The organism is Pseudomonas sp. R2-7-07 (assembly GCF_003852355.1).
GTDB lineage: Bacteria > Pseudomonadota > Gammaproteobacteria > Pseudomonadales > Pseudomonadaceae > Aquipseudomonas.
The window spans coordinates 2,611,704-2,633,035 of record NZ_CP027759.1 but is presented as its reverse complement, the minus strand read 5'-3'; the positions used below and the strand labels follow the sequence as shown (position 1 = coordinate 2,633,035).

Genomic DNA, 21,332 nt, shown 5'->3' with positions numbered 1-21,332 from the left:
TCAATCCTTAATGAAAATGGCCGGCGAGCGTGATCGCCCCGTCCGCTCGCTCATGTTCCAGCCAACTGGTCCAACCCAGGCGGCACACATTGTTTTCGCCGATATGCAACGCCCTGATTTCGCCGGGTGCCAATACCAGGCGCAGGTCAAATTGCAACGCGTCTCGCGCGGTTAAACGCACCAGCGAGCATGCGGGGGCATAGGCCGTTCCCGTGGGCAGAAAGTCGTGAAAACGCTGCCAGCCCAGGGCCTTGATGTGCACCCTGAACTTGCCGCTGCGATCAGCGATGCGACGCCCCAATACCAGGTCGTCGCCAAGCGTGCAGTTGGCGTGGCCCAAGTCATTGCGCTGCGAATGCGCGACGTCCACCGTGCGTTCGACCCATTGCTCGATGAACACTTGGGCATGCTTGAAGTAATACCGCAGGACGGTCTCCATCAACGCAGCCGAGTGCGCGCGCAGACTTAGAAGCCCGAGGTAAGGCAGCAAGCGCTTGCAATCAAGAAGCGAGGCGCTCCGTATCGCGTGACTGCCGAGGCCAATCAGCGCAAACATTTGCTGGGAAAACCCATCACTGGCGCCCTGTTGAAAGCAGGCCCGGTAACGGTATTTGCGCCAGATCGGCAACATCAGACGGTGCAGTCGATGGTGGAACACATCGAGGAAGTCCCGCGTGGGGTTACCACCTGCGCGCTCCGCAAACGCCTGCTCGGCATAAAACGCGGGCAATGGTGAGCCCGCGCCGAACAACCCCAGCACATTGATGCGCAGGCGCGCACGCAAGTGCCCGTGGTCCAGGAAAAACTCCACACGGTCAATATCGTGTCCTGCAAACCCCAGGCCTGGATTGGCCTGGAATTCCAACTGGTCATACAGCGCATCCTCATCCAGCAGGGGATGAGCTTCACGTAAACGCGCGACCACCTGCACCACCGCCTGGAATAGCGTGTATTCGCGGATGGCACGGCAAAGCTGAGTCAAAGCAGGGGTTGCTGCCCCATCCGGAACGGCCATAGATACACGTCTCCTTGTGTGCTGATCACTCGCAACTCGTGATACGAATTGAGGCTGGCGTAAAGCGCAAAGAACTGATTGAGGACCGAAGCGAACACAAACAGATCGCCCTGGCCTGCAAACCCCAGGGGATCCACCGTCAGGTCCACCCGCAATCCGCGAATCGGCAGGCCCCGGTGCAACCGGTCAACCGCTTCGTGCTGGATAGAGCGCAGCGCGCCCAACTTTTTCTGGCTGATTTTCAGCGCCTGTCGATCGTGATAGCGCGGCAGGTCGTAGGTCGCGAGAATCACTTTCAATGCGTTGATATCGGTCAGCGACACATAGTTGAGCGACATGTTGCTGATGAGCTTCCAGAGATAATCCTGGTCCAGTGGCGGCGCAAAACTCGCGGTTGGCGCAGTGATGTTACGGAACGTCAATGACTCAGGGGTGTGCTCGCCGGGCTGGTTGATCTCACCTGCCCTTAGCTGTCGCGGCAGACCGGCATTGGTACAGGTCAGCTCGATCGACAGTGTTTCCGGGCCCTGCTCGCAGCGATCGCCAAAGCCTATCCAGGTAGCCAGCCCGTCGTGCTGGACCGACGGCCGTTGACGGATGCTGAAGCTGGGTAGCGCCCGCGAAGTTTCGCCATCACGGTCATGCTCGAACGACTCAAAGGGCACGTAGGTTTGATAGCCCAAGCCACCAGGACGCCATCCGGTAACACGGTCAACCGAAAACACCCCGGCGTTTTCCGGAGAATATTCCCCCGGCAACAGCAGGTATTCATCCTGTTTTCCATCCAGCCGAATGGGTATCGCGTCGTGACTGAACAGGTTGACGATAGGCGTGCAGTACAGCTTGACGTTGTCCAGGGTGGGGCGCTGGAGCGCATGCCCCTGGGGGCGCAGCTCGAAGCGCAACACCATGCCATGTGCCTGCTTGAGCACCTCTTGGGGGAATCGATGCAGCGCACCCAACCCTTGAACATCGACAAACAGGTATTTCTCGGGAAACGTGAAATATTCCTGCAAGTGGCGATAACCACGGAAGGTGTTTTGCGGGTAAGGAATCAATGCGTGTTCCTCTGCAAAACCCACCGGCTGAACCTGGCTGGCGCCGAGCCGTAGCGTCGCAGGTTGACCATCGATCCCGTTGACCGGCAAACCGTTTTGGTCCAATAGCTGCAGATCGATGCCATCCAGATATCGCAACAAGCTGAGGTACAGGCCTTGGCTCACATAGTGGTCTCCGGCCAGGTGCAGTCGTAACGATTCGAATGTCAGCGCACTGAAATTCCCCTCTGCACTCAGGGTCAGGCGCAGGTCCAACCAGGTTGCTTCGCCCTGGCAGGTGTAATCCAGGCGACGAAGTTGCAGCGGCATTACGTCGGTGGCATAGCAGGTTCTGAAACGGCAACGTTCGCCCTGGATAGGCATGCTTTCCACTGCGGTGTCCCGTGCCACGCGAACGCTGGGGCCGGCGCAGTTCAACGGATCGAATTGCAGGATGCTGAAAGCAGGCATTGGCCGCATGTAATTGGGCCATAACAAATGCATCAAGGAATGCGTCAACTCAGGCAGCTCGTCATCGAGCTTCTGGCGCAGGCGTGCGGTCAGGAATGCAAAACCCTCCAGTAAACGCTCCACATCCGGGTCTTGACCGTTCTCGGCGAGAAACGGTGCCAGGGCCGGGTTGCGCTCGGAAAAGCGCCGCCCGAGTTGTCGCAGGGCACTGAGTTCGCTCTGAAAATAGCGGTTAAAGGCCATCTGCGCAGACCTCTACCTGCCCGGCATCCGCCAGGCGCGCGTGGAACACGACGGCTTGAGTGCCACCTTCGATGAGCAGCCCGGCGTCGATGGCAAAGGCCAGTGCCAACGTTTCATGGACGCGCGGGAGCACCCTGACGCGAACATTCACCAGCCGTGGTTCGTAAGCCTGGATGAAGCGCTCGATCAGCAGGCGTGACTGGGTCAGGGATTCATGCAGGCTGAGCCGCATATCATTGAGATCAGGCAAGCCGTAATCCGGCAGCGTCTGCACGCTGCCTGCGCGGGTGCTGAGCATTTTCGTCAAATGCGCGGCGACGGACGTCATACGGCATTCGCTGGCACACACCTCGGACTCAAGGCGCTCGAAAAGGCTGTTGTGGTGGCGCATCCCCTGGCCTCGGCTCATTCTTTGTCGAGCTTGCCGACGAGGGACAAGGTGAAGTCCGCCCCCATGTATTTGAAATGCGGCCGTACGCTCAAACTGACGCGGTACCAGCCCGGCTCACCCTCGACATCACTGACGACGATGCGCGCTGCGCGCAGCGGACGGCGCCCGCGCACCTCGGCACTGGGGTTTTCCTGATCCGCCACGTATTGGCGAATCCACTTGTTGAGTTCCAACTCCAGGTCGGTGCGTTCCTTCCACGAGCCCAGTTGTTCGCGCTGCAGGACCTTGAGGTAGTGGGCCAGGCGATTGATCACCATCATGTAAGGCAACTGGGTACCGAGCCGGTAGTTCAGCTCCGCTGCCTTGCCCTCTTCGCTGATGCCGAACGTCTTGGGTTTCTGCACGGAACTGGCGGAAAAGAAGGCAGCGTTGTCACTGCCCTTGCGCATGGTCAGGGCGATGAACCCTTCTTGCGCCAACTCGTATTCGCGTCGGTCTGAAACCAGTACCTCGGTAGGAATCTTGGTTTCAATCTCACCCATGCTCTGGAAATGATGCAACGGCAAGTCCTCGACCGCCCCGCCACTCTGGGGGCCGATGATGTTCGGGCACCAGCGAAAGCGCGCGAAACTGTCGGTCAGGCGAGTGGCGAAGGCGTAGGCCGTGTTGCCCCACAAGTAGTGCTCGTGGCTGTTGACCACATTTTCCTGGTAGGCAAAGGTTTTGACCGGGCACTCAAGGGGGTCGTACGGCGTGCGCAATAAAAAACGCGGCACGGTAAGGCCGATGTAGCGGGCATCTTCGCTCTGGCGAAAGCTTTGCCACTTGGCAAACTGCGGGCCTTCGAAATGATCCTTGAGATCCTTGAGGTCAGGTAGACCGGTGAAGCTTTCCAGACCAAAGAAACCAGGCCCGGCGGCCGCGATGAACGGCGCGTGAGCCATACCGGCGACACTGGAAACGTACTGCATGAGTTTCACATCAGGCGCGCTGGGGGACAGGAAGTAATTGGCGATGATCGCCCCTACCGGCTGGCCGCCAAACTGGCCGTATTCAGCACTGTAGATATGCTTGTAAAGCCCCGACTGGGTCACTTCCGGGGAATCCTCGAAGTCGTCCAACAGGTCCTGCCGCGAGACATTGAGCAGCTCTATCTTGATGTTCTCGCGGAAATTGGTGCGCTCGACCAGCAGTTGCAGCCCTCGCCAGGCTGCCTCAAGTGCCTGGAAGTCCGGGTGGTGCAGGATCTCATCCACTTGCTGGCTGAGCTTGGCATCGATCTCGGCAATCATCCGGTCGACCAGACGCTTCTTGACCGGTTCTTCGCGGTTGTGAGGCTTTACCAGTTCTTCGATAAACGCCGACACACCCCGCTTGGCGATGCTGTACGCCTCGTCATCGGCGCTCAGCAACGTCTGGGCAATGATGTTGTCGAGAATGCTGCACTCGTCGGCGGCTTTGGGCAGAGGCAGCGTGTTGTACTGGGTAGTCGTCATGGTATCAGTGTCCTTTTACTGAATAGGTTCGGCATCAGGGCTGCTCAGCCCCAGTTCGGCCAGCACCCGAGCACGGGAGTCATCATCGGCCAGCGCCTGCTCAATGGCTTTACGAAAGCTCGGGGTGTTGCCCAGCGGGCCCTTGAGCGCCACCAATGCCTCACGCAGCACCATCAGCTTTTGCAACTGCGGTATTTGCTCGACCAGGCTGGCGGGGTTGAAGTCCTTCATCGAGTTGATTCGCACCTGGACCGCCAGCTCTTCAACCTCAGCGTCATCCTGAAGGCGATTGGGCACGCTCAATGTCAAGTTCAGGGCCTGTTTGGCCAACACCTCGTCGAGGCTGTTCTTGTCGATCCCGATAGGCTTGCGATCCTCAAGCTTGCGCGGGTCGTCGCGCTGGGAAAAATCCCCCAACACCAACAGTTTCAACGGCAGCTCGACGTCCTCCTGTGCGCCACCCAGTGCGGGTTTGAAGGTGATGTTGATACGTTCCTTGGGTGCTACCGAACCGTCTTTGGCCATGGTGTTTCTCCTTTTGATGTTTTTTATTCGAGTACTGCTTCCAGATCGAACTGGCACAACCGGCGATGCGTGGCGTCTTTGCTTTCGCGCACGGCGTGGCTTTGCGGCAACAGGTCATAGCAGCGGTACAGGAGCCGGCCGACGTGCAGGGCCAGTTCCGGCTCCCAGCGGTCCAGGCCCGCGCGCTGTAATTCGAGGTCCAGCTGTTCCAGCTGGATTCTGCCCAGGTCAGGCTTGCCCGCGCGCATGCACAACCTGGCCAGTGCCAGGCGCCAATGAAAGCGCGCGCGTTCACTGCCAGCGCTGTGCAAACCCTGCTTGAGCACGCCGACGGCAGCCTTGAGCCCGTCCTTGCGCAAGCTGGGCATGACCGTCTGCAAGGCGGCTTCCCAGGGTTCGCTGCCGCCATCGGCAACGGCATTGAAAGGCTCGGCTTTGTGCAGGTGGCGAACAACATGAAGCGTGATCCACTCACAGGTCGCCGCGCCCGCAAACGGCGTGCCGTCGTCGAAGCGCAATTCAGGCAGGTTCGGCAGACGTTGCAATAACAGCGCGAAGCTCGTTTCCAGCTCGGCCATGGCCAGGTTCGCGTGCAAGGCTTCAAGGCATTCCCAGAGCATGCGTAGCCCATCGAACCAGAACAATGCGCCCGCCAGGCTGACCTCGAGCTCAAGCAACAGCTCGGCGTGATGGCCTTGGCTGAGACGATCCTGGTAACGTTTAAGCTTGTCGGGAGCCAGCGGGCGCAACGCCGTCACCCCCTCACTGTTGGCATCGGGATAATTGACCAGGCTCAGCCACGCCAAGGTGCGTCCCAAACGCAAGGCCCGCAGGTCGGTGGCATTCTGGCGCAACCACCAGGCACACAACGTACGGGCCTGTTCCTGTAAGGCGCGCAGCACTTTGTGGGCATCTTTTTCATTGTTGATCAGCAACTCAGGCTTGAGCGACTGCGTGAGCGCCTGCTTGACCTGGGTGATCACGCCCGCAGCGCCCGCTGACTGCGCGCCGTCTTGCGTGGCACGCGCCAGACGTTCCGCCAGTTGTCGTCGGATTGGCAACAACAGCGGGGCGTCGCTGCCAAGGCGCTCGTTCAATAGCTCATCAAGGCGCACGAGGTGTGCCTGCAACGCCTGGAACAAGGGCAATCGATCGACAAGCGACAGGTTCTGCGAGAAGAGCGGGCCGAGGCGCGTCACCAGCCAAGCCAATGCGGCAACGCGGGTGCGCAGCTTGGTGGGATAGACCGCCGCCCAGTGATGCTCACAGAGATAAACCAGCAAACCGAGGCCAGCCAGCAACCCCGGGAATGAATCACGTTGATGCAGTCCCCAGGTGAGCCACACAGCGAGGCGCAGGTCCTTGGACTGCTCACGCAACAGGCGCTCACTGGATTCGCAGACCTGCTGCCAGTCCGGCAGGCTCGCGCCATGTATGGATTGTGTCTTGGCAACCTCGGCTTCCACGGTTTCAAACTCACTCGAAAAGCGCACGTCATTGCCGGCAAAATCCCCTGGCGAGCAAGGTTTTCGTGCAAGTTCCTGGTAATAAGCGCACAACTTTTCTGAATGAACCATTTTTGGGCTGCACACAACTATGAAGGCTGAATAGGCAAACTTGATACTGGGAAATGCGTAGCAGAGCTCCGCTTAACCCTCGCTCAACACACAACGAAGTGAACGAACCTTAGCCATCAAAAAAACAGTCAGCAAGCCACAGCCCCACACTTAAGGAATTTCCTACGAACCATCTAAAATCAAGGCCTGCGCAGTAATTTGCGCACTTAATCAAGTTAATAACCCGCGATCACCGCCAACTGCGCCTGATTACTCACTTCTCACCATGAGCAATTAACTGCGCACTTATGTGCAACTTAAAATACTAAAAATCCGCAAAATCACCCCCATATGAAACGCTTTAACTTCTCACACCTTGATTTCATTGACCCACGCACTTTCAGGCACGCTTTTTGTTAAAGGCATTTCACCCGACCGGCAACTTGACCGTTCGGGAGCACCTACTCAATCAGACAAGGAAACCCGTCATGCCAACACCCGCGTACCTCTCAGTCACCGGTGTCAAACAAGGTTTGATCACCGCAGGTACATTTACCCAGGACTCGGTAGGCAACATTTATCAGGAAGGCCACGAGGATCAGATTCTGGTGCAGGCATTTGCCCATCAGGTGATCATTCCCCGCGACCCGCAATCGGGCCAGCCTACCGGCCAGCGCGTGCATAAACCGCTGATGATCAGCAAGGTCTTCGACAAATCCTCGCCCCTGCTATTCAGCGCACTGACCTCGGGGGAAGAAGTTTCGTGCCGGCTGGAATGGTTTCGCACCTCCTCGGCAGGCACCCAGGAGCACTACTTCACCATTGAACTGGAAGGCGCGACGATCGTGGACGTCCAGTCGCGCATGCCCAACTGCCAGGACCCGGACAACGCCCACTTCACCCATCTGGAGGACGTGTATTTCACCTATCGCAAGATCGTCTGGACCCATGAAGTAGCCGGCACTTCAGGCTCGGACGACTGGCGCAGTCCAGTGGCCGGCTAACCGCGGCGGTGGCGGGAACGGCCCAGGGAAGGTGCCGTTCCTGCTGGCGCTACACCATCGCCAGCGGGTGCTTGCGCTTGGGTGCGCCAAATACGCGGTCGATCGCGTCCAGGTCATGCTCGTCCAACACCAGCTTCGCAGCAGCGGCATTTTGCCGTATGTGGTCGGGCGTTACTGCCTTGGGGATGGCGATCACACCTTCTTGACGCAAGACCCAGGCTAGAGAGACTTGCGCGGGGGTGGCCTCATGACGATGGGCAATCTGCTTGAGCGTCGGGCTCGCCAACAGCTCGCCGCCCTGGGCAATCGGGCAGTAAGCCATCAAGGGCAGATGGTGCTGTTGCCACCATGGCAGCAGGTCGAATTCAACACCACGTTCTTCAATGTTGTAGAGCACCTGGTTGGTCGCACACGCGGGGGAAGCCAGTTCCTGCAGGTCTGCCACATCAAAGTTGGAAACACCCCAACGGCCGATTTTGCCAGCTTCGCGCAGACGTTCGAACGCTTCGACAGTTTCTGCAAGGGGGTACTGGCCGCGCCAATGCAGCAGGTAGAGATCGATGTAGTCGGTGCCCAGGCGCTGAAGGCTGGCTTCGCAGGCGCGGGGCACGCCTTGGCTGCTGGCGTTGTGCGGATAGACCTTGCTCACCAAAAATACCCGGTCGCGGCGGCCCTTGATGGCCTCGCCGACCACCTCCTCCGCACCGCCTTCGCCGTACATTTCAGCGGTATCGATCAGGGTCAGGCCTTCGTCGATACCCAGCTGCAAGGCGGCCACTTCGGCACGGCGCTGGTTTGGGTCTTCGCCCATGCGCCAGGTTCCCTGGCCGATGACAGGGACGGGAACACCGGCCAGATCAATAGTACGCATGACAACCTCCTGATGAGTTCGCGGATTAACAGTGTGGCATTGACCGGACAAAAGGGTTCAATCGCAGTATGGTTGGCCTCTGATCAATCGCCAGGAATCACCCGCAATGCTGTTTGTTGTCATGCTCGGGGGCAAGCACCCCAGGGCCCGGATCGAAGTACACGATGTCGCGTTTGCCGTGGCGGATACGCTACAGGCCACCTACCCGCAGTTGCGCGACGCCTGGTTTGGCAGCCCCAAGGGCGTGCACATCGATTCGTGGATGGCGGTCGATGGTGTCGACGGCTGGAAGGTCGAATTCAGCCAATTGGCGCCGCATGGCGATGCGCCTCGCTTGTATTTCATCAACCTCGGCGGCTACGAGGTCAACCGCTTCGGCGAGGCGCATCACTACCTGTTGCTGGTGGCGCGCGACAAACGCGAAGCGATGAGCAAAGGCAAGCAGCACCTGTTGCGGCACTGGTCCCAGGCCCACACCGACGCGGTAATGGATATCGACGATTGCCTGCCCATCGACCTGGTGGACGGCCGTTATGTGCATCTTGTACAAGGCCTGCACGCCCCCATCATCCAACAAAACGACTACATCGTTTTGGCCTGAACCCCGCGGGCCAGGCCGCTTCTGGCCCGCTCAGGCAAGTAGACGGAACTTTGCCAGGAAATAACCGCCTGAATCCGGTAGGCTCACCGTTTTTTTCACTCAAGGAGTTATTTCCCATGGCCAAAGCCACCGCCCGCCACATCCTCGTTGCCACTGAAGACAAGTGCAACGAACTCAAGACCCAGATCGAAGGCGGCGCTGATTTCGCAGAAGTCGCCAAAGCCAACTCCAGCTGCCCGTCCAGCCGTCAAGGCGGCGACCTGGGTTCGTTCGGTCCCGGCCAGATGGTCAAGGAATTCGACAGCGTGGTGTTCAGCGCCCCAGTCAATACCGTACAAGGCCCGGTGAAAACCCAGTTCGGTTATCACCTGCTGGAAGTCACCAGCCGCCAGGACTGATTCAGTCTGTGCTGATGTTGTAGACAACGGCCCGCCATTTGGCGGGCCGTTGTGCATGTGATGACTGACGACGCTTAAGCCGTTAACGTACAGCTCTCTATTTTTGTTCATCCGCGCTTAAGGCTGATAATGCGATTGGCTTTTCCCAGACTGTTCAGCATCACCCTGGTCGTGTTCCTGACCAGCAACGCCGTGATCGCGGCGCCACAAGCGTCCCTCACGGTGTATGGCGAGCCGGCCAAGTACCCCGACGGCTTCAGCCATTTCGACTATGCCAACCCCAATGCCCCCAAAGGCGGCAGCCTGCGCCGCTCCGCCCTGGAAATCGGGCGCTTTGACCACGTATTGCCGTATGTCGATAAAGGCATCGGTGTCTCCCAGGTCGATGGCTGGGTTTATGCGCCTCTGGCCCAGCGCTCCCTGGACGAGCCCTACACAGTCTACGGCCTGGTCGCGCAAAAGATGGAACGCGCCGACGACGGCCTGTCGCTGCGGTTCTACCTCAACCCCAAGGCGCGATTTGCCGATGGCAAACCGATCACCGCCGAAGACGTGCGCTACAGCTTCGACTTGTTGATGACCCAAGGCAGCCTGCGTTTTCGCACGCTGTTCGCCGACGTCAAGCATGTCGAAGTCGAAAACGAGCGCCAGGTGCGTTTCGACTTCTCCAGCAATGAAAACCGCACCCTGCCCCTGGATCTCGCCACCCTGCCGGTGTTTCCCGAACATTGGTGGAAGAGCCGCGACTTCGCCAACGGCGGCGGCTATGAAGCGCCACTGGGCAGTGGCCCGTACAAGGTCAGCAAGATCGATTCCGGCAACACCATCACCTTTACCCGCGACCCCGATTGGTGGGGCAAGGACTTGCCGGTCAGCCGTGGCCTGTACAACTTCGATCACTTGAGCCTTGAGTATTTCGGCGACATCGAAGTGGCGCGCCAGGTGCTGCGCGGCGGTGCCTACGACTTCAATCGGGAGTTTTCCGCCACCGGCTACTCCATCGGTTATAACGGCCCGGCCCTTGACGATGGCCGCCTGCAACGCGCGCATCTGGCCAAGGGGATGCCGCAACCGGCCCAGGGCTATGTCTTCAATGTGCAAAACCCGATGTTCAAGGACCGCCGCGTGCGCCAGGCCCTCGCCATGCTATGGGATTTCGAATGGGCCAACCGGCAGATGATGCGCAACCTGTATATCCGCCAGCAGAGCTATTTCTCCAACAGCCCGCTCGCCGCCACCCAGTTACCAACCCAAGAGGAACTGGCGATCCTGGAACCGTTGCGCGGGCAGATTCCCGATGAGGTGTTCACCCAGGTGTTCAAGGCGCCCGTTACCGATGGCAGCGGCATGATCCGTGACAAACAGTTGCAGGCCCTGGCCCTGCTGGAAGAGGCGGGCTGGAAGCCTGAAGGCGACCAACTGGTCAACGCCGAGGGCGAGCCGCTGGCGTTCACCTTCCTTAACGCCCAGGCGGGCCTGGAACGTCTGCTGCTGCCGTACAAACGCAACCTGGCGCAAATCGGCATCACCTTGAATATCCGCCGCATCGACTCCTCCCAGTACGTCAACCGCTTGATGGCGCGCGACTACGACATGATCGTCACCGGTTTTCCGGTGACCACCTCGCCGGGCATGGAGCTGTACAACTTCTTCGGTTCCGCCGCCGCGTTCGATCCGGGCGCCAACAATTACATGGCGCTCCAGGACCCGGCCGTCGACCGCCTGATCAAGGGCTTGGTCAAGGCCGACACCCAGGCGCAGATGCTCACCTATGCGCACGCGCTGGACCGGGTGCTGCAGTGGAACTACCTGTGGATTCCCAATTACTACCCGCCCGGCACCTCCGCCGCGTGGTGGAACCGCTTCGGCCGCCCGGCCATCGAGGCGAAAAACGATGAAGCCCTGGAAACCTGGTGGGAAGTCAGCCCGACGCCGCTGACCAACGCGCAGATGCAAGCCGAGCTGAAAAAACGCGGGGATGCGCGCTGATGTTTGCCTATATCGTGCGGCGCCTGCTGCTGATCATCCCGACCCTGGTGATCATCCTGCTGGTGAATTTCGTGATCGTGCAGGCCGCGCCCGGAGGGCCGGTGGAACAAGCCATCGCCCACCTGCAAGGCATCGGCGGCGGCGGTGTGGGCGGCGGCGCAGGCGAAGGCATCAGCGGCTCGCGGGCCAGCCGTGGCCTGGACCCGAAGCTGATCAAGGACATCGAAAAGCAATATGGCTTCGACAAGCCTGCGCCGGAACGCCTATGGCTGATGCTCAAGAGCTACGCCCAACTGGACTTCGGCAACAGCTTCTTTCGCGGCTCGACGGTGATCGACCTGATCCTGGAAAAGATGCCGGTCACGATTTCCCTCGGCCTGTGGGCCACCTTGATCACTTACCTGGTGTCGATCCCCTTGGGCATCCGCAAGGCGGTGCGCCATGGCAGCAGCTTCGATGTATGGAGCAGCACCGCCATCGTGATCGGCTATGCGATGCCGGCGTTTCTGTTCGCGATGTTCCTGATCGTGGTATTTGCCGGCGGCACGTCGCTGAACTGGTTCCCGGTGCGCGGGCTGGTGTCGGAGAATTTCGAAGCACTGAGCACCATGGGCAAGATCGCCGACTACTTCTGGCACCTGGTATTGCCGGTCACGGCGCTGGTGATCGGCGGGTTCGCCACCTTGACCATCCTCACCAAAAACTCGTTCCTCAACGAAATCACCCGGCAGTACGTGGTCACCGCGCGCGCCAAGGGCTTGAGCGAACGCCGCGTGCTGTACGGCCATGTGTTTCGCAACGCGATGCTGCTGGTGATTTCCGGGATTCCCCAAGCGTTCATCAGCGTATTCTTCGCCGGTTCCCTGCTGATCGAAGTGATCTTCTCCCTCGACGGCCTGGGCCGCATGAGCTATGAAGCGGCCGTCTCACGGGACTACCCGGTGGTGTTTGGTTCGTTGTTTATCTTCACCCTGTTCGGCCTCTTGATAAAACTCATCGGCGACCTCTGTTACACCCTGGTGGACCCGCGTATCGACTTCGCCGCGAGGAACGCCTGATGCTCAATCTGTCGCCCGTGGCTCGTCGGCGTTTCGAGCGTTTCAAGAAAAACCGTCGCGGCTGGTGGTCGCTGTGGCTATTTATCGGGTTGTTTATCCTGACCCTGGGTGGCGAGTTGATCGCCAACGACAAGCCGCTGGTGCTCAGTTTCAAGCACGAACTGTATTTCCCGGTATTCAAGCGCTACACCGAACAGCAGTTCGGCGGGCAACTGCCGTTCCAGGCCGACTACCGCAGCGACTACGTGCAGAAGCTGATCAAGCAGGACGGCGGCTGGATGTGGTTCCCACCGATCCCGTTCAGCGACGATACGCCCAATTACGAGCTGGCCCGCCCTGCCCCCAGCCCGCCGTCGACGGTGAACTGGCTGGGCACCGATGACCAATCGCGGGATGTGCTGGCGCGGGTGATCTTCGGCGCACGGGTGTCGATCCTGTTTGCCCTGGCGCTGACCGCGATCAGCGCCGCCATCGGCATCGCCGCCGGGGCGTTGCAGGGTTACTACGGCGGCTGGGTGGACTTGCTGGGGCAACGCATCCTCGAGGTGTGGTCGGGCCTGCCGGTGCTGTACCTGCTGATTATCCTGTCGGGCTTTGTCGAGCCGAATTTCTGGTGGTTGCTGGGCATCATGGCGCTGTTTTCCTGGCTGGCGCTGGTGGATGTGGTGCGCGCAGAGTTCCTGCGCGGGCGCAACCTGGAGTACGTCAAGGCCGCGCGCGCTCTGGGCCTGGGCGACGGCAAGATCATTCGCCGGCATATCCTGCCCAATGCCATGACCGCCACCTTGAGCTATTTGCCGTTCATCCTGACCGGGGCGATTTCGACCTTGAGCGCCCTGGATTTCCTCGGCTTCGGCATGCCGGCCGGCAGTGCGTCGCTGGGCGAGTTGATCGCCCAGGGCAAGCAGAACCTGCAAGCCCCATGGCTGGGCCTGACGGCGTTTTTCACCCTGGCGCTGATCCTGTCGTTGCTGGTGTTTATCGGCGAGGCGTTGCGTGATGCCTTCGACCCTCGCTCATGAGTGACTGCGTATGAACCTGATCGAAATCCGTGACCTCAGCGTGGCGTTCAGCGGCCACACGGTGGTACGCAATGTGAACCTGGACGTGCGCCCCGGCGAGTGCCTGGCGCTGGTGGGTGAGTCGGGCTCGGGCAAGTCGGTGACCGCCCATTCGATCCTGCAACTGCTGCCCGAAGCCGGCACGCTCAGCACAGGCTCGGTGAAGTATCGCGGCCAGGAGCTGATGGGCGCGTCGCCTAAGGCCCTGCAAAAGCTGCGCGGCAACCGCATTGCCATGATCTTCCAGGAGCCGATGACCTCGCTGAACCCGCTGCACACGATCGAAAAGCAGATCGGCGAGACGCTGCTGCTGCACAAGGGCCTGGGCGGCAAGGTGGCGCAGGCGCGTATCCTCGAGCTGCTCGACCTGGTGGGCATCCAGAAACCCCAGGAGCGGCTCAAGGCCTACCCCCATCAACTCTCCGGTGGACAGCGCCAGCGAGTGATGATCGCCATGGCCCTGGCCTGCGAGCCGGAGCTGCTGATTGCCGACGAACCCACCACCGCGCTGGACGTGACCGTACAGCGCAAGATCCTGCTGCTGCTCAAATCCTTGCAGCAACGCCTGGGCATGTCACTGCTACTGATAAGCCACGACCTCAACCTGGTGCGCAGCATTGCCCAGCGGGTGTGCGTGATGCGCGCCGGAGAGATCGTCGAGCAGGCCGACTGCCAGGCCTTGTTTGCCGCGCCACAGCACCCCTACAGCCGCTTGCTGCTGGACGCCGAGCCCTCGGCTGAAGTGTTGTGCGGCGAGGAGCGCGAGACCGTATTGCAGGTGAACGACCTGAGCGTGCGGTTTGCTCTCGGCGGCGGGCTGCTGCGACCCAAGCGCTACCTGCAGGCGGTGGACGGTATCAGCCTCAGTGTGCAACGCGGCAAGACCCTGGGGATTGTCGGTGAGTCCGGCTCGGGCAAGTCGACTCTGGGCCAGGCGATCCTGCGCCTGCTCGATTCCACCGGCAGCATCCGCTTCCAGGGCGAGGCCCTCGACCCGCTCAACCACCGGCAGATGCGTCCATGGCGCAAGCAGATGCAGGTGGTGTTCCAGGACCCGTATGGCAGCCTCAGCCCGCGCATGTCGGTGCAACAGATCATCAGCGAGGGCCTGGAAGTACACGCCCCGTGCAGCCTCGACGCGCGCGAAGCGCAGGTGATCCAGGTGCTCAAGGACGTCGGCCTGGACCCCGCCAGTCGGCACCGTTACCCCCATGAATTTTCCGGTGGCCAGCGCCAGCGCATCGCTATCGCCCGGGCGCTGGTGCTCAAGCCGGCGTTGATGCTGCTGGATGAGCCGACCTCGGCGCTGGACCGTACGGTGCAAAAACAAGTGGTGGCCTTGTTGCGCGAACTGCAGGAGAAATACGGCCTGACCTACCTGTTCATCAGCCATGACCTGGCGGTGGTGCGGGCGATGGCCCACGATATGATCGTGGTCAAGGACGGCAAAGTGGTAGAGCGCGGCCCCAGCCATGCCGTGTTCGAAGCGCCGCAGCATCCCTACACCAAGGAACTGTTGGCTGCCGCGCACATCCCCTTGTAGAAGCGCGTTTATAGTGGCGAGCGGGCTCCCTCGCCACGCTTCACCTGCTGGACCATCAATCGGCGCTATGACTATGAATACCACCGAAAACCTCAAGGACTACCAACACGTTCGCGGCCTGGCCATTCAGTCGCTGTTTGAGATTATCGAGCAGTCCAGCGAAGGCACGGTGATCGTTGACCGTGATGCGAATATCGTCTGGATGAACGAGCGCTACGCCAAGCGTTTCGGCCTCAAGAGCGCCGAGCAGGCCATCGGCCAACCCTGCGAGCAGGTGATTTCCAACAGCCTGTTGCGCCAGGTGGTGCGCAACGACCGGCCGATTCTGCTGGATATCCAGGACACGCCCAAGGGCCCGCTGGTGGTGATGCGTCTGCCGATCCACGACGATGCGGGCGCGGTGATCGGTGCGATTGGCTTTGCGCTGTTCGATGAGCTGCGCAACCTGTCGCCGCTGATCGAGCGCTACCTGAGCATGCAGCAGGAACTGGCATCCACGCGTTCGCTGTTGCGCTCGCGGCAAAGCAAATACAACTTCGCGCACTTTATCGGCACCAGCGCCGCCAGCCTTGAAGTCAAGCGCCGTGCGCGGCGCAGTGCCAGCGCTGAATCGCCGGTGCTGCTGCTGGGCGAAACCGGCACCGGCAAGGAATTGCTCGCCCAGGCCATCCATGGCGCATCGCCCCGAGCCCACAAGGCGTTCGTCAGCATCAACAGCGCGGCGATCCCCCACGACCTGCTCGAGGCTGAGTTTTTCGGCACCGCGCCGGGCGCCTTTACCGGCGCCGACCGCAAGGGTCGTCCCGGCAAATTCCAGATCGCCCAGGGCGGCACGCTGTTCCTCGATGAAATCGGCGACATGCCGCTGCCGCTGCAAAGCAAGTTATTGCGGGTGTTGCAGGAAAAAGAATTCGAACCGGTCGGTTCCAATGAGATGCTGCACAGCGATGTACGGGTGATCGCGGCGACCTCCATGGACCTTGAAGCGGCGATCAAGCGTGGCGAGTTCCGTGCGGACCTGTACTACCGCCTGAACGTGCTGCCGATCCAGGTGCCGCCGCTGCGTGAACGGTTGGAAGATATTCCGGCGCTGAGCGAAGCCATCCTCGAGGAACTGCGCAGCCAGCATGAACTGGACCGCGAAGCCCTGGCGCTGTTAGCGCAGCATGCGTGGCCGGGGAATATTCGTGAGCTGCGCAACGTGCTGGAGCGGGCGGCGTTGTTGAGTGATGACCTGGTGTTGAATGCCGGAGAGATTCGGGCGGCGATTGGCACGTTCAGGCCGGTGGCGCGTGGTGCGGTAGCCACGGCCGAGGGTGAGACGTTTGCGGCGGCGCGGGAGCGGTTTGATCGACAGGTGATTATGGCGGCGCTCGAGCACTGCGAAGGAAATGTGGTGGAGGCGGCGAGGCGATTGGGACTGGGGCGCTCGACGTTGTACAAGAAGATGGTGGGGTTGGGGATTGCACAGTCTCTACCATGAGACTCAAATCTCACTATGAAGACAAACCTTTGTGGGAGGGGGCTTGCTCCCGATGGCGGCGGATCAGCCAGTGGATATATAAGCTGACACACCGCTATCGGGAGCAAGCCCCCTCCCACATTTGATCGGTGGCGGTCTCTGAATTGAGACAAAGTCGAAAATCATCACAGGCAAAATAGTTAATTGACTTATATTTCAATAAGTTAGAAACATGGCACACATCTCGCTATAGCCCTTCTCCAGCGTTTCACCCACAAAAATAACAATTGGAGACACACCATGAGTGTGATCATTGCCTTGGCAGCCCTGGCGCTGCTGATGCTGGCTGCCTACCGTGGCTATAGCGTTATCCTGTTTGCCCCGATCGCCGCCCTCGGCGCTGTTCTGCTGACTGACCCTTCGGCTGTCGCACCCGCCTTCACCGGGGTGTTCATGGAGAAAATGGTTGGTTTCATCAAGCTATATTTCCCGGTGTTCCTGCTCGGTGCGGTGTTCGGCAAGCTGATCGAGCTGTCGGGGTTCTCGCGTTCCATCGTCGCCGCCGCCATTCGTTTGCTCGGCACGCGCCAGGCGATGCTGGTGATTGTGCTGGTCTGTGCCCTGCTCACTTACGGCGGCGTGTCGCTGTTCGTGGTGGTGTTTGCGGTGTACCCGTTTGCCGCGGAGATGTTCCGCCAGAGCAATATCCCCAAGCGCCTGATCCCGGCCACCATTGCCCTCGGTGCGTTCTCGTTCACCATGGACGCCCTGCCCGGCACGCCGCAGATCCAGAACATCATCCCCAGCACCTTCTTCAACACCACCGCCTGGGCGGCGCCGTGGCTGGGGCTGATCGGTACGATTTTCGTGTTCTGCGCCGGCATGCTCTACCTGTCGCGCCAGCGCAACAAGGCCCAGCGCGCGGGTGAAGGCTATGGCACCGAGCTGCGCAACGAGCCGGAAACCGCCGAGGACCTGGCCCTGCCCAACCCATGGATCGCGCTGTCGCCGTTGATTCTGGTGGGGGTGATGAACCTGCTGTTCACCCACTGGATCCCGCAGTGGTACGGCAAGACCCACAGCCTCAGCCTGCCGGGCATGAGCGCCCCGGTGACCACCGAAATCGCCAAGCTCACCGCGATCTGGGCGGTGCAGGCGGCGTTGCTGGTGGGGATTATCGTGGTGCTGGTGTGCGGTTTTTCAGCGATCAAAAGCAAGCTGGCCGAAGGCAGTAAAAGTGCGGTCAGCGGCGCGCTGCTGGCAGCGATGAACACCGCTTCCGAATACGGGTTCGGTGCAGTGATCGCCTCGTTGCCGGGGTTCCTGGTATTGGCGGACTGGCTCAAGGGCATCCCCAACCCGCTGGTCAACGAAGCGATTACCGTGACCCTGCTGGCGGGGATCACCGGCTCCGCGTCCGGCGGCATGAGCATCGCCCTGGCGGCCATGTCCGAAAGCTTTATTTCAGCGGCCCATGCGGCCAATATCCCCCTTGAAGTGCTGCACCGGGTTGCGGCCATGGCCAGCGGCGGCATGGACACCCTGCCCCACAACGGCGCGGTGATCACGCTGCTGGCGGTGACCGGGCTGACCCACCGCGAAGCCTACAAGGATATTTTCGGTATCACGATCATCAAGACCCTCGCGGTGTTCGTGGTGATCGGTACGTTCTACGCCACCGGCATAGTGTGAGGTTTTCATGACGACATTGAACGGCAAGACCGCCCTGGTCACCGGCTCCACCAGCGGCATCGGCCTGGGCATTGCCCTGAGCCTGGCCAAGGCCGGCGCCAACCTGATCCTCAACGGCTTCGGCGATGCCAGCGGCGTGATCGCCCAGGTACAGGCGTTTGGCGTCAAGGTCGGGCATCACCCGGCAGACGTCAGCGACCCGGCGCAGATCGCCGAGATGCTGGCCTATGCCGAGCGCGAGTTCGGCGGCGTCGACATACTGGTCAATAACGCCGGCATCCAGCATGTGGCGGCGGTGGAGGATTTTCCGGTGGAGCGCTGGGACTCGATTATCGCAATCAACCTGTCGTCGGTGTTCCACAGCACGCGCTTGAGCCTGCCGGGCATGAAGGCCAAGGGTTGGGGACGCATCGTCAATATCGCCTCGGTGCACGGCCAGGTGGGTTCGGTGGGCAAGGCGGCCTATGTGGCGGCCAAGCATGGGGTGATCGGCCTGACCAAGGTTGTGGGCCTGGAAACCGCGACCAGCAACGTGACGTGCAACGCGATTTGCCCAGGCTGGGTGCTGACGCCGCTGGTGCAGAAGCAGATCGACGATCGCGCGGCCAACGGGGTGGGCCCGCAGCAGGCGCAGCATGATCTGCTGGCGGAAAAACAACCGTCGCTGGAGTTCGTGACACCGCCGCAGCTGGGTGAGCTGGTGCTGTTTTTATGCAGTGAGGCCGGTAGCCAGGTGCGTGGCGCGGCGTGGAATATTGATGGCGGTTGGTTGGCCCAATAACCACGGTCTACCGAACAGAAGATATCCAAATGTGGGAGGGGGCTTGCTCCCGATAGCGGTGGGTCAGTCAATGAATGTGCAAACTGAAACACCGCCATCGGGAGCAAGCCCCCTCCCACCTTGGACTTGCTTTGTCTGACAAACCTCACACAAGAACAAGAGACCCCGCAATGTCCGACATCCTCTGGCAACCCTCCCCGGAACGCATCGCCAATACGCGCATGGACCAGTTCCGCCGCTACATCAATGCACACCACCACCTGCAGCTGGGCGACTACCCCGCCCTGCACCAGTGGAGCATCGACCAGCGCCCGGATTTCTGGAAGGCCATCGTGGCGTTCTTCGAGGTGCAATTTCGCAGCCCGCCCAGCGCCACGTTGATCGAGAGCGCTGACATGCCCAGCGCCCAGTGGTTTCCCGGTGCTACCCTGAACTTCGCCGAGCACTTGCTGCGCCGTCGTGACGATCACCCGGCGGTGGTTGCAATCAGTGAAGACGGCCAGCGTGAACAATTGAGCTACGCGCAATTGGCCGAACATGTCGCCGGCCTGCAAAACAGCCTGCGCTCGGCCGGTGTCGGTGTGGGTGACCGTGTGGCGGCGTGCATGCCCAATACCTGGCAAACCCTGGTCGGCATGCTCGCCACCACCAGCCTCGGGGCAATCTGGTCGTGCTCGTCACCGGACTTCGGCACCCAAGGCGTGATCGACCGTTTCGGCCAGATCGAGCCCAAGGTGCTGATCACTTGCGCCGGTTATCGCTATGCCGGCAAGACCCTCGACCAGAGCGCCAAGCTCAATGAAATCCTAGAGCGGCTGCCGTCCCTGGAACACTTGATCATCGTGCCCTACGCCCGCCCTCAGGCGCAGGTCACGGATTACCGCACGCCCGCGCGCGTCGCACTGTGGCGCGACTTCTACCAACCCAGCGGCACGCCCGAGTTCGTCGCGGTGCCGTTCGATCACCCGCTGTATATCCTCTATTCCAGCGGCACCACCGGCGTGCCCAAGTGCATCATTCACGGCACCGGCGGCGTCCTGCTCACCCATCTCAAGGAACATGGCCTGCATGCCGACCTGTCCCGTGAAGACTGCCTGTTCTACTACACCACCTGCGGCTGGATGATGTGGAACTGGCTGGTGTCGGTGCTGGCCCTGGGCGCCACGGCGGTGCTGTATGACGGTTCTCCGTTTCATCCGGGCCCGCAACGCTTGATCGACCTGATCGACGCCGAACGCATCAGCGTGTTCGGCACCAGCCCCAAGTTCCTCGCCACCCTGGAAAAGGCCGGCCTGCAACCGCGCCTCAGCCATGATTTGCGCAGCCTCAAAGGGTTGATCTCCACCGGGTCGCCGCTGTCGCCCCAGAGCTACGACTACGTGTACCGCGAGATCAAGGCCGAGCTGTGCCTGTCATCGATGTCCGGCGGCACCGATATTGTCTCCTGCTTCGTGATTGGTAACCCGGTGTTGCCGGTGCGCCGTGGCGAAATGCAGTGCAAGAGCCTGGCGATGGCTATCGAAGTGTGGGACGAGCAGGGCCGCCCACTGGTCGGCGAGAAAGGCGAATTGGTGTGTACCCGGCATTTCCCGGCGATGCCCATCGGGCTGTGGAACGACCCGCAGCAGCAAAAGTTGCGCGCCTCGTATTTCAGCCAGTTCCCCGGCGTGTGGGCCCAGGGCGACTACGCCGAGCAACGTCCCAACGGCAGCCTGCTGATCCATGGCCGCTCCGATGCGGTGCTCAACCCTGGCGGCGTGCGCATCGGCACCGCCGAGATCTATCGCCAGGTGGAAAAAGTCCCGCAGGTGCTGGAAAGCCTCGCTATCGGCCAGCGCTGGCAGGACGACGTGCGCGTGGTGCTGTTTGTGCGCCTTGCTGACGGTGTCCAGTTGGATGAGGCGCTGGAGCAGCAGATCCGCCAGGTGATCCGCGCCAACACCACACCGCGCCACGTGCCGGCGAAAATCCTCGCGGTCAACGATATCCCGCGCACCATCAGCGGCAAGATCGTCGAATTGGCGGTGCGCAATGTGGTGCATGGGGAACCGGTGAAAAACACCGATGCGCTGGCCAACCCCGAGGCCCTCGAACACTTTCGCGACCGCCCTGAGCTGGCGTGACAGATGAAAGGCTTC

Annotated in this window: 18 protein-coding genes; 11 read left to right on the top strand and 7 right to left on the bottom strand. The window is 60.8% G+C overall.

Annotation, left to right across the window (positions count from 1 at the left end; translation table 11 throughout):
* Positions 1 to 7: 7 nt before the first annotated feature.
* Genes tssG through tssA form a run of 6 tightly spaced genes read right to left on the bottom strand, consistent with a single transcriptional unit; the run spans position 8 to position 6,755 of the window.
* Positions 8 to 1,015, bottom strand: a complete 1,008-nt coding sequence (tssG, locus tag C4J86_RS11975) for a type VI secretion system baseplate subunit TssG (RefSeq protein ID WP_124370539.1) — start codon at positions 1,013 to 1,015, stop codon at positions 8 to 10.
* The gene (gene tssF, locus C4J86_RS11970; protein WP_124370538.1) at positions 979 to 2,766 is read right to left on the bottom strand and encodes a type VI secretion system baseplate subunit TssF; all 1,788 of its coding nucleotides are present in this window, start codon (positions 2,764 to 2,766) and stop codon (positions 979 to 981) included. Before tssF ends, tssG begins: the two co-directional genes overlap by 37 nt.
* Positions 2,756 to 3,157, bottom strand: a complete 402-nt coding sequence (tssE, locus tag C4J86_RS11965; protein ID WP_124372420.1) for a type VI secretion system baseplate subunit TssE — start codon at positions 3,155 to 3,157, stop codon at positions 2,756 to 2,758. The genes tssF and tssE overlap by 11 nt, the downstream gene beginning before the upstream one ends.
* 14 nt (positions 3,158 to 3,171) lie before the next feature.
* Entirely contained in the window at positions 3,172 to 4,653 is a 1,482-nt protein-coding gene (gene tssC, locus C4J86_RS11960) for a type VI secretion system contractile sheath large subunit (RefSeq protein WP_124370537.1), read from the bottom strand.
* A gap of 15 nt (positions 4,654 to 4,668) precedes the next feature.
* Positions 4,669 to 5,178, bottom strand: a complete 510-nt coding sequence (tssB, locus tag C4J86_RS11955; RefSeq protein WP_124370536.1) for a type VI secretion system contractile sheath small subunit — start codon at positions 5,176 to 5,178, stop codon at positions 4,669 to 4,671.
* 23 nt (positions 5,179 to 5,201) lie between these two features.
* Positions 5,202 to 6,755 carry a type VI secretion system protein TssA gene (gene tssA / locus C4J86_RS11950; protein ID WP_124370535.1) on the bottom strand — a complete coding sequence of 518 codons (1,554 nt, stop codon included), beginning with the start codon at positions 6,753 to 6,755 and terminating at the stop codon, positions 5,202 to 5,204.
* 467 nt (positions 6,756 to 7,222) lie between these two features.
* Between tssA and C4J86_RS11945 the strand changes: the two genes are divergently transcribed.
* Positions 7,223 to 7,738: an Hcp family type VI secretion system effector gene (locus tag C4J86_RS11945; protein ID WP_124370534.1), complete on the top strand. Its 516-nt coding sequence runs from the start codon at positions 7,223 to 7,225 to the stop codon at positions 7,736 to 7,738.
* Positions 7,739 to 7,787: 49 nt separating this feature from the next.
* Here the strand turns inward: C4J86_RS11945 and C4J86_RS11940 are convergent, their stop codons facing one another.
* Positions 7,788 to 8,609 carry an aldo/keto reductase gene (locus tag C4J86_RS11940; RefSeq protein ID WP_124370533.1) on the bottom strand — a complete coding sequence of 274 codons (822 nt, stop codon included), beginning with the start codon at positions 8,607 to 8,609 and terminating at the stop codon, positions 7,788 to 7,790.
* Between the two features lie 106 nt (positions 8,610 to 8,715).
* Between C4J86_RS11940 and C4J86_RS11935 the strand changes: the two genes are divergently transcribed.
* From C4J86_RS11935 to C4J86_RS11890, 10 genes are all read left to right on the top strand, one after another.
* A complete protein-coding gene (locus tag C4J86_RS11935; RefSeq protein WP_124370532.1) occupies positions 8,716 to 9,210 on the top strand; it encodes a DUF1543 domain-containing protein in 495 nt (164 codons plus the stop codon).
* Between the two features lie 116 nt (positions 9,211 to 9,326).
* Positions 9,327 to 9,608, top strand: a complete 282-nt coding sequence (locus tag C4J86_RS11930) for a peptidylprolyl isomerase (RefSeq protein ID WP_124370531.1) — start codon at positions 9,327 to 9,329, stop codon at positions 9,606 to 9,608.
* 129 nt (positions 9,609 to 9,737) lie between these two features.
* Complete coding sequence (locus C4J86_RS11925) at positions 9,738 to 11,597, top strand: extracellular solute-binding protein (protein WP_124370530.1); 1,860 nt, start codon at positions 9,738 to 9,740, stop codon at positions 11,595 to 11,597.
* Positions 11,597 to 12,655, top strand: a complete 1,059-nt coding sequence (locus C4J86_RS11920) for a microcin C ABC transporter permease YejB (protein WP_124370529.1) — start codon at positions 11,597 to 11,599, stop codon at positions 12,653 to 12,655. The genes C4J86_RS11925 and C4J86_RS11920 overlap by 1 nt, the downstream gene beginning before the upstream one ends.
* Positions 12,655 to 13,677: an ABC transporter permease gene (locus C4J86_RS11915; protein ID WP_164487770.1), complete on the top strand. Its 1,023-nt coding sequence runs from the start codon at positions 12,655 to 12,657 to the stop codon at positions 13,675 to 13,677. The genes C4J86_RS11920 and C4J86_RS11915 overlap by 1 nt, the downstream gene beginning before the upstream one ends.
* Before the next feature lie 10 nt (positions 13,678 to 13,687).
* On the top strand, positions 13,688 to 15,259 hold the full coding sequence (locus C4J86_RS11910) for an ABC transporter ATP-binding protein (RefSeq protein ID WP_124370527.1): 1,572 nt from the start codon (positions 13,688 to 13,690) through the stop codon (positions 15,257 to 15,259).
* Between the two features lie 73 nt (positions 15,260 to 15,332).
* On the top strand, positions 15,333 to 16,742 hold the full coding sequence (locus tag C4J86_RS11905) for a sigma-54-dependent Fis family transcriptional regulator (RefSeq protein WP_124370526.1): 1,410 nt from the start codon (positions 15,333 to 15,335) through the stop codon (positions 16,740 to 16,742).
* 279 nt (positions 16,743 to 17,021) lie between these two features.
* On the top strand, positions 17,022 to 18,413 hold the full coding sequence (locus tag C4J86_RS11900) for a GntP family permease (RefSeq protein WP_124370525.1): 1,392 nt from the start codon (positions 17,022 to 17,024) through the stop codon (positions 18,411 to 18,413).
* Between the two features lie 7 nt (positions 18,414 to 18,420).
* Positions 18,421 to 19,194: a 3-hydroxybutyrate dehydrogenase gene (locus C4J86_RS11895; RefSeq protein WP_124370524.1), complete on the top strand. Its 774-nt coding sequence runs from the start codon at positions 18,421 to 18,423 to the stop codon at positions 19,192 to 19,194.
* 170 nt (positions 19,195 to 19,364) lie between these two features.
* On the top strand, positions 19,365 to 21,317 hold the full coding sequence (locus C4J86_RS11890) for an acetoacetate--CoA ligase (RefSeq protein WP_124370523.1): 1,953 nt from the start codon (positions 19,365 to 19,367) through the stop codon (positions 21,315 to 21,317).
* Positions 21,318 to 21,332: the final 15 nt, after the last annotated feature.